Genomic DNA, 13,888 nt, shown 5'->3' with positions numbered 1-13,888 from the left:
TGACATGTAAACGAGTAGGCGAGTCTTTTGGGTCGTATCTTGTATCTCGTTTACTAGTCAACTATTATGGTTATTTACTTAGAAAATTCTTTACTATTATTTCTCCCTCAGGAGTCAGTACTGATTCGGGATGGAATTGCACACCGTGAATGTCATATTCTTTATGACGAAGAGCCATAATCTGCCCTTTCTCATCGACTGCCGTAATTTCGAAACAGTCAGGTATATTCTTATTCTCGACTATCCATGAATGATATCGGCCAACTTCCAGTTCATCGTCCAGTCCTTCAAATATATAATCGGGCTTTATCCGTTTTATTTTAGTGGCAACCCCGTGATATACATCTTCCAGATTGGTAAGTGTAGCCCCGAAAGCTTCTCCGATCGCCTGATGTCCTAAACACACGCCTAAAATAGGTTTCTTTCCGGCATATTCTTTTATAAGGGGTAAAAGCAGTCCGGCTTCGGAAGGAATGCCCGGGCCCGGGGACAGTATGATTTTATCGTATTTTTCTGCCTCCTCAAGAGAAATTTTATCATTTCTGTAAACATCCACATCCGTGTATCCCAGTTCCTTTACCAGATGAACAAGGTTATAGGTGAATGAATCGTAGTTGTCGAAAATTAGGATACGGCCCCTCCTGTCCTCCCCAGAGGGGAGGGAATGGCCTGATTGATCTGTTGTATTTGTCATTTTAGTCATTTTCTTATCGTTTAAGTCCCCCTCCGGGGGATTAGGGGGCCTAATTTTTTAGTTCAACCGCTGCTTTTACAGCCTTTGTTAATGCTCCCAGTTTATTCTTTACTTCCATCACTTCAGTCTCAGGGTTCGATTTGGAAACGATTCCACCTCCTGCCTGATAGTAAAGGATGTTGTTGCGGCTGAGGAAAGTACGTATCGTGATGGCCTGGTTCAGGTCGCCGTTGAACCCGATATACCCGATGCAGCCGCCATATACGCCCCGCATCTGCTTTTCAATGTCGCGGATCAGTTGCATAGCCCTTACTTTCGGTGCCCCTGAAAGCGTTCCGGCAGGAAAAGTGTCTGCAAATACCGAAATATTATTTCTATCTTGGTTTACAATACCACTGACGCGCGAAACCAGATGGATCACATGCGAATAGAATTGTACGTTCTTATAAAATTCGACTTTTACATCGTGGCAGTTGCGGCTAAGGTCGTTACGGGCAAGATCTACAAGCATCACATGCTCGGCGTTCTCTTTCTCGTCTTTCAGTAAGTCTTCAGATAATATGCGGTCTTTTTCATCGTCGCCGGTACGGAAGTAAGTTCCTGCGATGGGATCGATATATGCTTTGCCTTTTGTGATTTTGCAATGGGTTTCGGGTGATGAGCCGAAGATGCGGAACGAACCGAAATCGAAATAAAACAAGTAAGGTGAGGGGTTGATGGAGCGGAGCGAGCGATATACTTTAAAATCGTCGCCAGCGAATTTCTGGGTAAAGCATCTCGACAGAACGATCTGGAAAACATCACCACGCTTGCAATGGGCGATTCCTTTTTTTATCATTTCCTGATGCTCTTCGTCCGTGATCATGGTCTGCTCGTTGCCGATGGTCTCGAAATTGTAAGAAGCAATATTATTATTGGTGAGGATGGCTTCGAGTTCCGATGTCTTTTCTACGGAGCCTTCGACGATATTTTCTACAATAGTGAGTTCATTTTTCAAGTGGTTTATAACCAGAATGAAGCGATAAAGTATATAATAGAATTCGGGAATATCGGAGTTGTTTAATTTATTGTTTCTAGGATCTACCGCTTCAAAGTAGCGGATGGCATCGTAAGAAGTGTAACCGAAAAAGCCGTTGATATTTGTTTTGTTTTCGCCCTGTACATCAAATTGATGGATAAAGGCGTTGAATTTATCCGTCAGTTTTTCCTGGTCGGACAGTTTTTCTTTTTTGGTCGCATTGTCAGGGTAGGTATATGTTATTTCATCATTATCAACCCTGAACCGTGCGATCGGGCTGATGCCGATAAATGAATAACTATTTTCTCCTCCGTGATAGTCCGAACTTTCGAGTAATGCCGACTCAGGATAAATGTCCCGAACTTTCAGGTAGATGCCTACAGGCGTTTGCAGGTCGGCAAGGAGGTTTTTGGTTTTGACGATTATGGAGTATTGACCCCTCCCATCCTCCTCGTAAGGGAGGTCTTTTGCTATTGTCATCATATAATAGTGTACATTAATTACAAATACTAAATTGTTATCTATATTGCAAGTCCCCCTTGGGGGATTTAGGGGGCATAATTTATATACGTTTCCATATCCTTATCTCCTCTACCGGATAGACAAAGCACGACAACATCGTCAGCCTTGAAACTCATTTTATCCAGTGCACCTAATGCATGGGCCGATTCGATGGCGGGGATAATTCCTTCCAGCTTTGTCAGTTCGAAAGCTGCCTGCATCGCTTCGTCGTCAGTTACAGCCAGCACTCTCGATCTGCCTGCTTTTGCCATACAGGCATGCATAGGGCCGATTCCCGGGTAGTCGAGTCCTGCCGAAATGGAATAAGGCTCTTCGATCTGCCCGTCTTCCGATTGCATGATAAGTGTTTTGCTGCCGTGGATAATACCCAGTTTTCCGAGGTGGATAGTTGCAGCCGATTCTCCGGTGTCTATTCCTTTTCCTGCTGCTTCGGCCAATACGATCTTTACACCGGGTTCATCGATGAAATGGAAAATTGTACCGGCTGCATTGCTGCCACCACCAACGCAGGCCATTACATAATCGGGGGTTTCGCGGCCTTCCTTTTCTTTCAGTTGCCTGCGTATTTCGTCACTGATAACCGATTGCAAGCGGGCAACCATATCGGGGTAGGGATGAGGCCCTACTGTGGAACCGATCACATAATACGTATCGGATGGATTGCAGCACCAGTCGCGGATTGCTTCGTTTGTGGCATCTTTCAGTGTCATATTGCCGCTGGTTACAGGAACGACCGTTGCGCCCAGCATCTCCATTTTCTGCACATTCAGTTTTTGGCGTTCCACATCGGTTTTCCCCATATACACAATGCATTGCATATTCATCAGTGCGCATACGGTCGCCGTTGCTACGCCGTGCTGTCCGGCTCCAGTTTCGGCAATGATACGGGTTTTTCCCATACGGCGTGCAAGCAGGATTTGCCCGATGGCATTGTTTATCTTATGCGAACCCGTATGGTTGAGGTCTTCGCGCTTCAGATAAATCTTACAACCATATTTTTCCGATAATCTGTTAGCCAGATAGAGTGGGGAAGGACGGCCTACATAATCCCTTAGCAGGTCATTATATTCTTTCTGAAAAGAGGGATCGTTGATCACTTTCAGATATGAATTCTTTAATGTTTCCACATTATCGTAAAGAATTTCAGGGATATATGCCCCTCCGAATTCTCCATAAAAACCGTTGATGTCTACTGCAAATTTTTCCATTTTATCTGGTGTTATTTTTTTCTTATAAAAAAAAGCCTGTCGTGAGTTACGACAGGCTTTGTATTTCATACTTTCCATTCATTAATACATACCAGTTTGGCTCACGACTTTTTGAGTTGAGAGTGCCACCACCAAAATGTATTTGTTAATAGAAAATTCATTCTTCTTTCTTTTTGTTTTTGCAAAGTTATAAAAAAAATGAAAGTAACAAATAAAGAGATGATTTTTTTTTTGCGGCCTTTGTGGCAAACTCCGTGTTCTTTGTGGTTAAACTTCCTTTTCTACCACAAAGGATTGGACTCACGTTAATCTCAGAGCTATCAGTAAAAACTGAATTCTTTTTAAAGTTGACTGGAAAATGCTAACTTTGTATCTGACATAATTTGCAAAGCGTTGCGAAAAAAATATACGTGAATAATTAATTTCTCTTGTAGCAAGAAATTCTGGTAAAATTTATAGGAACAAGAGAGGTTTACAGTTGTTCATGCCTGTATGGGCATGGGCATGTGAATCTCGTTCCTAAAGGTTTACCAGAGCCTCTTGTTGCGAGTGGATCATGTTCCATGCTTCTTTTTTAACTGTATGAAAAAACAAAGACCGGTCGTATTCTGTGTAATCACACTATTTTTTATCTGGGGAATAATCACAATAGGCTTGTGTGCCAGTTTACTTTTCAAGCCTCCTGCCTTTATAATATCGGTTCTCACTATCCTGTTTTTTACATCCCTGTTTTTACTCCTGTTCTGCCTGTGGAAATTATTATCGGTATACAAACATGAAAACGAACAACTGGAAAATCAGAACGATGAATTGGAAAAAACCATAAACCGGATAAAGGAAACTCCGGTTGGATACTATAAAAAGAACACAGTACATGAAAAAGAACACAGTACATGACAAAAAATATTTTACATATATCTAAAAGGCTTATTATATTGCCCTTACAGGGCGTAACCTCTTGGGTTATCAGTACCCGGGGCGTTGCCCCGGGCTAGAATATATCAGGCTTTCAGCCTATTTCCTTTCCGGATGGCCTGAAAGGGCTATATAATATAGCCCAATGGCAACGCCTTGGGGCGGGAAACATAAACCCTGTAAGGGCAGTATAGGTTTATATTCTATTTTTTGTCATGTACTTATAAAAAGAACCCGGATAAGGATTTTTAACTTAAAAATATTATCGATCTGCTTTGCCGGTTATCTATAGGGAGAACAGCCCTGCCCCAAGGGGAGAAACAACGTTCGCCGAAGCGAAGGCGAGGCAATGGAGGGGCCAAAAAATACAATTATGTCAAAGTATAACGAAACATTAGCAAAAAGGATCACCACACTGATCGCAGACGAATTATGCAGCGTGTCGGATATCTGCAAAGCGACGGGGATCAGCAGGAACACGTTTTATAAATGGAAGCGTGAAAACCCCTCTTTCAGTGAAGAGATAGAAGACGCGATGGAATATCGTGGCGAAGTATTGTTGTCGATGGCCTATTCTTCTATCAAAGAGCGGCTTGAGCGACATACGGTCACCGAAGAAAAAGACACATATATTCCTGATGAAATGGATTCCGGCAATCTGAAATTCAAATCGAGGATAATCCGGAAGAAAGAGAGTCTTCCCGACCTGAGAACTATAAAAATGGTACTGGACAGAGCGGATCATAAATTAAAAATGAAGAATGAAAAATTAAAAATGAAGAATGACGGACAGGAGGAAAATCGTAAAATTGTCGAAGCCAAAACCGAAGCGCCGGAAATTCCTGAAAAAAGCATGAATGACACTGACCGGGAGCAAGCGGTAGCGGATAATAAGATTCCGGCCGATACGAAAAATACGTCAGTAAAGAATATTAAAAACAGTATAAAGATACTGAGTGATAAAGGATATTGTAAAAGTCACAGGAAGCGAAAATACAGCATAAAAGAAACAACGTGAAAAAAGGTGTAAAAGTGTAACTTTTGTAACTTTTTGTTTTATAACTCATCCTGTTTTTTACTCTGTGGCTCAATAAAAAGCTGAAACGACTTTAATACAAAAAAGAAAAAGTTTTTTTGAAAAGAGAGAAAAACTTGTCACCTTTGTCTGTTTGTAAATTTTATGTATAACCTGAAATATATTCACCATGCGTTGTTTAAGCATTATTTTCTTTTTGTCCTGTGCATTCCTGATGCAGGCGCAACCCAAAGCTCTGAGATTTAATGAGAATGGAGATTTTAAAATCGTCCAGTTTACTGATGTCCATTACAAAAAACTAAGTAAGGAATCGGCTGTCGCTCTGGAACTGATAAATGAAGTTTTGGAAACAGAAAAGCCCGATCTGGTTGTATTCACCGGGGATGTTATATGGGCAAAACCTGTGAAGGAAGGCTTGGATGATGTCTTCGATCCGGTGGCAAAAAGAGGGATTCCATGGGCTTATGTTTTTGGAAATCATGATGATGAATTTGCTATGTCGCGTCAGGAAATAATGGACTATGTTGTGCAAAAGCCTCATTGTCTTGCCCGGGCGGGAGATAAGTCGCTGAAAGGTGTCGGTAATTATATTTTAGAGGTAAGGAACAATGGGAATGACAGTATCGGCGGATTGCTTTATTTCTTCGATTCGGGAGCTTACTCGCAAGTGAAGGGGATAAAAGGCTATGACTGGTTCGATTACGGCCAGATAGACTGGTACCGTGCCGAAAGTGCCGCTTACACAAAAGAGAATAAGGGAAAACCTTATCCGGCCCTGGCGTTCTTTCATATTCCTTTGGCTGAATATCCTATAATGAAGGCCGCTAAGTATGACGAACTTATTGGAAGTAAGGACGAAAAAGAATGTAACGGGGTACTGAATACGGGAATGTTTTCGGCAATGCGCCAGGCGGGAGATGTGATGGGTACATTTGTGGGGCACGATCATGACAATGACTACATAGGTGAATATCATGGGATTTATCTGGCTTATGGGCGTTATTCCGGAGGAAAAACAGTCTACAATAACCTTGGAAAGAACGGCTGCCGCGTGATTGAACTGAAAGAAGGGCAGCGGGAATTTTCTACTTATATTCGTCTGTTGGGCGGGGATATATTATATCCGGTTAAGTATCCGGAAACTTTTGAGAAAAAATAGCCGGATGTTTAATTTATCCGGCTTACTTCCTTTATCCCTTTTACACCCTTGAGTTTTTTCATCAGGCCGTTCAGCATATCGGTGTTGTTGAGCATAACGGAAATATTTCCATGAAACAATCCGTCGTTTGAATCGATACTTATAGAACGCATGCTTATGCCCTGCTCTTTTGCAATGATGGAAGTCAGGTTGTTGATAATACCTATATCGTCATTTCCTATTATCCGTAAGGTTACGGTATACAGTGACCCTGATTTTCCTGTCCAACGGGCAGGGATTACCCTGTAGGAAAAGCGGGATAGCATATCATTGGCATTCGGACAGTTCTTCCGGTGTATTTTGATGCCCTGCGAAGAGACGAATCCGAATATCTCATCGCCGTATATAGGGTTACAGCATTTAGCTAATTTGTAGTCCACTCCTGTCAGATTCTGGTCGATGACGAGTTCTTCCTTGCTTGTCAGCTCCTTTATTTCATCCGACTGATAGGCTACATAATTCTCGGCGCTGATAGTTCCGTGCTTTTCGTGTTGCTCAGTCTCTTTCTTTTCCAGATCGAGATACTGGTCTATTACCGAGTTCACATCAAGGTTCTCTTCTGCGATCCTGATGTAAAAATCGGTAACAGTCTTAAAGCCTAACTTTTTGATCAGGCGCATCATAATAGAATCGTTTATTTCTATCTTACGATTCTTTACCCGGCGTTGAAACAGCTCTTTGGCAATTTCTACCTGCTTGTTATCTTCTTCTTTCAGGCTCTGGCGTATCTTATTTTTGGCCTTTGAGGTAACTACAAAGTTGAGCCAGTCCCGTTTTGGCGACTGGTTAGGCGAAGTAATGATCTCTATCTGATCGCCATTTTTCAGTTTATGCCGGATCGATACATTTCGTCCGTTGATTTTTCCCGAAACACAGGTTGAACCTACACGCGAGTGAATGGAAAATGCAAAGTCGAGAACAGAGGCATTCGCCGGCAGTTTGTGTAAATCTCCTTTTGGCGTGAAAACATATATTTCTTCGTCGTAGACGTCGAGCTTAAAGTTTTCCAGTTTTTCTCCGCTGTCGAGGTCTTTGTTTTCCAGCATTTCCCGCAGGCTGGTGAGCCAGTCATCCATTTTCGACTGGCTTTTCACACCCTTGTATTTCCAGTGCGCGGCAAGTCCCCGTTCGGCGATCTCGTCCATCCGGCGGGTACGTATCTGCACTTCTACCCAGCGCGACTCTGGTCCCATCACTGTAGTATGCAACGATTCGTAACCGTTACTTTTGGGTATAGACAGCCAGTCTTTCAACCTTTTCGGGTTAGGTGTGTACATATCTGTTACGACAGAATAAGCTTGCCAGCATTCGGCTTTTTCCTTTTCCTGAGGCGAGTCGAGAATGATGCGTATGGCAAAGAGGTCGTATACTGATTCGAAATCTATCTTTTGCTTCTTTAACTTGTTATTTATGGAAGATATAGATTTTACCCGTCCTTTTATTTCATATTTCAGACCTGTTTCTTTTAGCTTTCTGTTTACAGGTTCGATGAATTCTGAGATAAACTTGTCACGGGCTTCCTTGCTTTCGCTCAGTTTTTCCTGTACAAAATCATAAGCATCCCTATCCGTATATTTCAGATAAAGATCTTCCATTTCGGTCTTTATTTTATAGAGCCCCAGTTTGTGGGCAAGAGGGGTATATAAAGATGATACTTCGATGGCCAGTTGCACGCGATGTTTTTCATCGTAGCTTTCGGCACATCTGATCATATGCAGGCGGCTGGCGATCTTTATAAGGATTACCCGCATATCTTCGGCCAGTGAGATCAATAACTTTATGTAATTGTCTGAAGCCATTACAGACTCGTTCACATCGAGGGCGTTGACCTTTAGCAGTCCTGTGACAATGTCGTGTATATCTGTTCCGAATAGTTTCTTTATCTCGTCGGTAGTGATCGATTTAGATATGACAGGCCGGTAGAGTATAAGGGCTATAATGGAAGCTCCTTTCATGCCCAGTTCTTCTGTCAGTATTATACAGGTACTCACAGTAAGATCAGTTACGCTGCCAATTTTTTCATCCTGTTTGTATACGCCTTCCGCTAAAGCTTTCTTCACAACTATCTTTAGTTTCTGAAGTTCGTCAGGTGTAAGATTGACATACAGCCCTTTCATCAGCCTCTTGAATTTAGAGAGGGTAAGACCTGTCGCATTATAAGTAGGGTAACCGTTAGTATCCATTGTGTATTGAGCGTATAAAGAAGGTAATGTTTATTTTACTAACCAGATGCAAAATTAATGCTTTTCTGATACTATAACGTCTTTTTCATAACAGATGTTTATTCTTTTTTACTTTTAGAAACTTTATGCTTTTTGTGACATATTTATTTGCAAAGCCTTTTAACTTTGTGTTTTTAACAAATTAAACGGATTATAGTATATGAGAGCTGACGATTATGCAAAGCTGGAAAAAGATATAAAGTTTAAGAAAAGCTATCTGAGCAATACCACGTGGTGGAAGGACGGAGCTATAATAGCGCCAATCGTGTTAATGTTCGGCGGACTGGTTGGTATATTGTATCTGTTCAATATGGATAAGCTGATTTCAATCTCGGCGATTCCCTATTTATTATTGTTTGCTGTAGGTACAATCCTGTTTAAAGCAATAAAGATGAATCTGCAGAAGAGGAAGATGGCAGAGCCCGGAGCTTTCCATATCTGTGTGGCTGTGCCGGTCGGAGAGGAGAACGGATACACATATGCCGTTTTTACGAATGACACACATCGCTACAATAAGCATTATATAAAAAATATCGCCAAAGAAACCTTGTTGGATAGTATTCCGGAAACAGATAAAATAACATGCCGGAAAAAAACGATATTGGCAGAACGCCCGGAGCAGGGAGATAAGTATTGTATCAGAGCCTATAAGACTAAGGATATCAATAAACAAAACATCAATTGGCGAAATGATGACTATTTTCCTGTACTTTTTATAGATGAAAATAATACTCCGGTAATAAAGAGTAAAGATATCAAATAATAAAACGAAGGATAATTACCTGAAAAGGATCTAGCTGCTTGGTATTCTGAAAAATAAGACTAATCAATTATCGGTTTGTATTATTTATATTATCTTTACGCCGGAATTAGACAAAGAAATGAGAATACTTTTAATAGGCGAATATAGCCGCGCACATCTCACACTGGCTGAAGGATTGCGGCATTTGGGGCATGAAGTGTTGACCGCTTCTGACGGGGATGGTTTTAAAAATTATCCACGCGATATAGATTTAAGCCGAAAAAGTTCAGAACTTATTGATACGTTGACAAGCATGTTGTCAGTTATCGATAAGTTTAAACACTTTAAAGACTATGATGTCGTACAGTTGATAAATCCATGCTTCACTACTCAGAATGTGAGAGTAAACAATTACCTGTACAAAAAGCTCCGGAAGAATAATGGAAAGATTTTTATGGGGGCTTTTGGTGATGATTCGTATTGGGTAAGAGCTTGTCTGGGAAACAAAATTTTCGATTACTCCGAATTTTTTGTAGATGGGAATCCTATTAATGTTGATTTTAATCAACAGTTTATCGATAAATGGATAAGTACTCCGCTGGAGGTCTTTAATAAAAAACTGGCCAAGTCAGTTGATGGTATTGCCGCCTGTCTTTACGAATACTATTGTTCTTATCAGCCGTTCTTTCCTGACAGATTAAGGTATATACCGCTTCCGTTAAATACATCGGAAATAGAATTTCAGGAGATTAAAGAAGAACCTGAGAAAGTGAACTTCTTTATTGGAGTAAATAAAGTCCGGGAGAAATTCAAGGGGACAGATGTAATGGAAAGTGCTTTAGCCCGGATTAAAGATAAATATGAGGATAAAGTGATTGTTACGCGGGTCGAGTCAGTAAGTTACGATGTTTATCAGCAGTTGATGTCGCAGGCTCATGTAGTATTGGATCAGTTGTATTCACACACTCCTGCGATGAATGCCCTGCTGGCAATGGCTCAGGGAAAGGTGCTTGTTGGTGGCGGCGAACCTTATATATATGATTTGTACGATGATAAAGACAATCAGCCAATTATAAATGTGCATCCTTCGGAAGATGATGTGTATGACAAACTGGAGTGGTTAGTGTTAAATAAACAGGAAATTCCTGAGATTTCGAAAAAAAGTCGTTTATTCGTAGAGGAAAATCATGATTATATCACTGTAGCCAAAAAATATTTAGACTTTTGGAACAATACCAAGGGCAAATAGATGAAGACAAAATTATAAAGACAAAATTTTGAGGAGTATAGTTTTATACTCCTTTTTCTTTTTTCTTAGCCTCTTCCCATAAGATATCCATCTCGGATAATGTCATATCTTTTAGTTTTTTATCTTGTTTCCGGGCTTCTTGTTCTATATAATTGAAGCGGTGTATGAATTTCTGATTGGTACGTTCCAGTGCATTGTCAGGGTTCACTTTATAAAGGCGTGCCGCATTTATCAGGCTGAAGAACATATCCCCGAATTCAGCTTCTATCTTGTCTTCGTCCATATTCGATATTTCAGTTTTCAGTTCTGATAATTCTTCGGATACCTTATCCCAAACATCTTCTTTTTTCTCCCAGTCGAACCCGGCATTGCGAGCTTTATCCTGTATGCGGTGAGCCTTGGCTATAGATGGCAATGAAGCCGGCACACCTTCAAGAATGGTCTTGTTTCCTCCTTTTTCTTTCAGTTTGATCTGTTCCCATGATTTTTCCACTTCTCCGGCCGTATTGGCAGCTTCATCGCCGAATACATGAGGATGACGGAATATGAGCTTGTCACATAGGGTGTTGCATACGTCGGCTATGTCAAATGTCTCTTTTTCTTCGCCTATTTTAGCATAAAAAACGACATGTAAAAGCACATCACCCAGTTCTTTTTTTATTGCTTCGTCACTGTTTTGTATAATTGCTTCACAGAGTTCATAGGTTTCTTCGATTGTATTTGTCCGCAGGCTTTCGTTAGTTTGTTTGGCATCCCACGGGCATTTAACCCTCAACTCATCCATGATGTCGAGTAGGCGGCCGAAAGCTTCCATTTTCTGTTCTTTTGTGTGCATAGCTTATCCGGAGTTTAAAGAAAAAGCAGATTCATTGATAATCTGCTTCTCCTGTATGTTTTATTGTTTTGTATCCTGTATTTTCTTGAAGTTGGTCAGTCCCTGATTCAGGAATTGAATATATTTTTGTATATCTTCGTTATATGCATATGATTTTCCGATAGGTTTACCTTCGGTATCGAGCAATACATAATATGGTTGCGAATTTGTTCCGAATTTATGGCGTTGGAGATAGCTCCATTTGTCGCCAATAGTCTTCAGTTTTGTTGTTTTTCCGTTTTCCTCCACTTCTATTATTTCGGGTAGTTTCTTCTTGTCGTCCACCATTAGGGTGATCAATACATAATCTTTTTCGAGAATGTCTTTTACTTTCGGATCAGTCCAGACCGATGCCTCCATTTTCCGGCAATTCACACAACCATAACCTGAGAAGTCTATGATGACAGGCTTATTGTTTTTCTTTGCATAATCCATGCCTGCCTCATAATCGTCGAATTTAGCATGCACCTCTCCTTTATACAGGTTGAAATCTTGTGTGATCAAAGGAGGTGAAAATGCGCTGATTGCTTTCAATGGAGCACCCCATAATCCAGGTATCATGTAAACGGCAAAAGCAAAAGATACGATAGCCAGGAACAGACGGGAAACAGACACATGTTTGAGGTCACTGTCGTGAGGGAGTTTCAATTTCCCCAAGAGATACACCCCAAGTAAAACAAAAATGACGATCCACAACGCAAGGAATACTTCGCGATCGAGAATTCCCCATCCATAAGCAAGATCGGCAACCGATAAGAATTTCAACGCCAATGCCAGTTCGAGAAAACCGAGAACGACCTTTACTGAATTTAGCCATCCTCCCGACTTCGGCATACTTTCGAGCCATGAGGGAAATATAGCGAATAAGGAAAATGGAATCGCCAGGGCAAATGCAAAGCCAAACATTCCTATTGCTGGTGCTACAATACTGCCGGAGGTAAAAGCCTGCACCAGTAAAGTTCCAATGATAGGCCCCGTACACGAGAAAGATACGAGTGCTAAAGTGAAGGCCATGAAGAAGATACTGAGTATTCCGGTAGTGGAATCTGCTTTCTGATCCATTTTATTCGTCCATGAAGAAGGTAGCACCATCTCAAAGGCGCCAAAGAACGAAATGGCAAAAATAACAAGCAGACCAAAAAATAAAAGATTGAAAATAGCACTGGTAGACAGATCGTTCAACGCACTTGGCCCGAATATCGCTGTAATTATAAGACCCAAAGCCACGTATATTATTATTATACCAAGCCCATAAGTAATCGCATCTTTAATGGCTTTGCCTCTGTCTTTTTTATTTCTTTTCAGGAAGAAGCTGACAGTCATAGGGATCATTGGCCACACACAAGGGGTTAACAGGGCTATAAAGCCCCCTCCCATACCTACGATAAATATCCACAATAAAGACAGATCGGAAGTGTCACCTTCTGCTCCGTAGTCTCTTAGTTCTTTTATAACAGGTGTCCATAAATCTGTATTGCCAGAGGACGTATTTGTTACCGTCTGAGTTAGAGAATCGGATGGTATAGGTTCTGTAGCCTGTTCAACCGGTTTTTCTTCTACTGGTTGTTCTGTCGCATTTGCCGCTGCAACAGTAAGTGTTGCAGGCAGGTCTTTAGATGTATAATTAAAATCTATCTTAATCGGAATACATTGTCCGTCAACTTCACTACATACCTGGCTGCGGAGATCGCCTTCCAATAGAAAGGCGGCTTTATCAGTTACTTTGAACCGTTGGACAAAAGTGGCTTCGTTTTCATAGTAGCCCACTTCCATCTGGAATATCTCATCATAACTCTTTTTTAATTTGGAATTTACAGCTTTAAAACTCCCCACTTTAGTCGCACCTTTAAGTTTGTCTACAGAAAGGCTGGTTGGCATAGGCCCTCCGTCAGGGATATGGATGTCATAAAGATGCCATGTAGGATCGATTTTAAAACTGGTGGTTAATTCGATCTCCCCGTTTCCTTTGTCAATTAATTTTATTGAAGATTTGGCTGGTTCCTGCGCAAAACCGTAAGTAAAAGATAGAATAAATAATATCAGGGTAAATAGTGATTTCTTCATAAGAAATTCTTTTTTATATGTATTTCAATATTGAGGAACAAATATAAGAAAAAGAGCGCAGGATATCAGATTGACAGATGCTTTTTTAATATTATTAGTATATAGGGGTTCCTTAATGGATATAGATGGATTTTATATCTTTTCAT

The 13,888-nt window shown here is 40.9% G+C and carries 11 protein-coding genes; 5 read left to right on the top strand and 6 right to left on the bottom strand.

Features of this window, described 5'->3' with window-relative positions:
- Nucleotides 1-70: 70 nt before the first annotated feature.
- From GGR21_RS16115 to trpB, 3 genes are all read right to left on the bottom strand, one after another.
- Nucleotides 71-694, bottom strand: coding sequence for an anthranilate synthase component II (locus GGR21_RS16115; protein WP_183308277.1), 624 nt, complete (start codon nucleotides 692-694; stop codon nucleotides 71-73).
- A gap of 49 nt (nucleotides 695-743) precedes the next feature.
- Nucleotides 744-2,192, bottom strand: coding sequence for an anthranilate synthase component I family protein (locus GGR21_RS16110; RefSeq protein ID WP_394353490.1), 1,449 nt, complete (start codon nucleotides 2,190-2,192; stop codon nucleotides 744-746).
- Nucleotides 2,193-2,260: 68 nt separating this feature from the next.
- Nucleotides 2,261-3,442 carry a tryptophan synthase subunit beta gene (gene trpB / locus GGR21_RS16105; protein ID WP_183308253.1) on the bottom strand — a complete coding sequence of 394 codons (1,182 nt, stop codon included), beginning with the start codon at nucleotides 3,440-3,442 and terminating at the stop codon, nucleotides 2,261-2,263.
- A 582-nt stretch (nucleotides 3,443-4,024) separates the two neighbouring features.
- On the opposite strand from trpB, the gene GGR21_RS16100 reads away from it, so the two are divergent.
- The 3 genes from GGR21_RS16100 to GGR21_RS16090 all read left to right on the top strand — a co-directional run bounded on the left by GGR21_RS16100 (nucleotide 4,025) and on the right by GGR21_RS16090 (nucleotide 6,552).
- Nucleotides 4,025-4,339, top strand: coding sequence for a hypothetical protein (locus GGR21_RS16100; protein ID WP_183308252.1), 315 nt, complete (start codon nucleotides 4,025-4,027; stop codon nucleotides 4,337-4,339).
- A 391-nt stretch (nucleotides 4,340-4,730) separates the two neighbouring features.
- A complete protein-coding gene (locus GGR21_RS16095) occupies nucleotides 4,731-5,375 on the top strand; it encodes a phBC6A51 family helix-turn-helix protein (RefSeq protein WP_183308251.1) in 645 nt (214 codons plus the stop codon).
- A 187-nt stretch (nucleotides 5,376-5,562) separates the two neighbouring features.
- Nucleotides 5,563-6,552, top strand: coding sequence for a metallophosphoesterase family protein (locus GGR21_RS16090; RefSeq protein WP_183308250.1), 990 nt, complete (start codon nucleotides 5,563-5,565; stop codon nucleotides 6,550-6,552).
- An 8-nt stretch (nucleotides 6,553-6,560) separates the two neighbouring features.
- Here GGR21_RS16090 and GGR21_RS16085 read toward each other — a convergent pair whose 3' ends face one another.
- Nucleotides 6,561-8,774 (bottom strand): RelA/SpoT family protein, encoded by a 2,214-nt coding sequence (locus GGR21_RS16085; protein WP_183308249.1) that lies wholly within the window; start codon nucleotides 8,772-8,774, stop codon nucleotides 6,561-6,563.
- Nucleotides 8,775-8,973: 199 nt separating this feature from the next.
- Here GGR21_RS16085 and GGR21_RS16080 point away from each other — a divergent pair, with 199 nt between their 5' ends.
- Both GGR21_RS16080 and GGR21_RS16075 read left to right on the top strand, forming a co-directional pair.
- Complete coding sequence (locus GGR21_RS16080; protein ID WP_183308248.1) at nucleotides 8,974-9,576, top strand: hypothetical protein; 603 nt, start codon at nucleotides 8,974-8,976, stop codon at nucleotides 9,574-9,576.
- A gap of 118 nt (nucleotides 9,577-9,694) precedes the next feature.
- Nucleotides 9,695-10,804: a glycosyltransferase family protein gene (locus GGR21_RS16075; RefSeq protein ID WP_183308247.1), complete on the top strand. Its 1,110-nt coding sequence runs from the start codon at nucleotides 9,695-9,697 to the stop codon at nucleotides 10,802-10,804.
- A gap of 43 nt (nucleotides 10,805-10,847) precedes the next feature.
- Here GGR21_RS16075 and mazG read toward each other — a convergent pair whose 3' ends face one another.
- A complete protein-coding gene (mazG, locus tag GGR21_RS16070; protein ID WP_183308246.1) occupies nucleotides 10,848-11,639 on the bottom strand; it encodes a nucleoside triphosphate pyrophosphohydrolase in 792 nt (263 codons plus the stop codon).
- 60 nt (nucleotides 11,640-11,699) lie between these two features.
- Entirely contained in the window at nucleotides 11,700-13,742 is a 2,043-nt protein-coding gene (locus tag GGR21_RS16065; RefSeq protein WP_183308245.1) for a protein-disulfide reductase DsbD family protein, read from the bottom strand.
- Nucleotides 13,743-13,888 lie beyond the last annotated feature (146 nt).

Source organism: Dysgonomonas hofstadii, assembly GCF_014196915.1.
Lineage (GTDB): Bacteria > Bacteroidota > Bacteroidia > Bacteroidales > Dysgonomonadaceae > Dysgonomonas > Dysgonomonas hofstadii.
Note: the sequence above shows the minus strand (reverse complement) of the source record. Positions and strands in the feature narration are given on the sequence as shown.